Raw genomic sequence first — 609 nt, forward strand, 5'->3', positions numbered from 1 at the left:
GCACGATAGAACTCGTCGCACGCGAGCATCGGGTAGTGGCAGGACTTGGCGACCGAGATGTTCGGTTCGAGCATCGCCAGGTGCCACGGGCGGCGGCCGGGCCGATAGCCGAACGTCGCGCCTTCCGCGGCGAGCGCGGCGATGCGGCGATCGAGGAAGTACGGCGACCAGATATGCGGCATCAGGTGTACCGGTGCGCGCAGGATGGTCTGCAGCATCGGCGCGGCCGTCTTGTCGTATTGCGGCAGCAGCCACACTTCGTCGAACGGTGCACCGTTGAAGACGTGCCCCGACGGTTTGCCGAAGATCGGGGTTTCGCACAGGCCGGCATACACGTGCCCGCAGAAGAACGCGGCGATTTTCTTGCCGAGCGCCTTCATGTGCCGGAGCCATTCGACCGGCAACTGCGCGCCCATTTCAATCACGACGTCGACTTCGTGCGTGACGTCGGAGGGTTTCACGAGCGGGATGTCGAGGCCGTCGAGTTCGAGGCCGGCCGGCAGCGCGCTGGCGTCGCCGCCGTTCAGGAAGTAGACGGGGCCGACGCGATCCGAGCGCTTGAGCATCATCGCGAGGAACGCGATGTTCTGGTGTATGCCGTTTTCCCAG

The 609-nt window shown here is 65.2% G+C and carries 1 protein-coding gene; it reads right to left on the reverse strand.

The features are described 5' to 3' along the window. On the reverse strand, positions 1-609 hold a 609-nt coding region (locus tag G3O06_RS48675), incomplete at both ends, for a DUF2827 family protein (RefSeq protein ID WP_205820507.1).

Source organism: Burkholderia sp. Ac-20345, from assembly GCF_017104825.1.
GTDB lineage: Bacteria > Pseudomonadota > Gammaproteobacteria > Burkholderiales > Burkholderiaceae > Burkholderia > Burkholderia lata_B.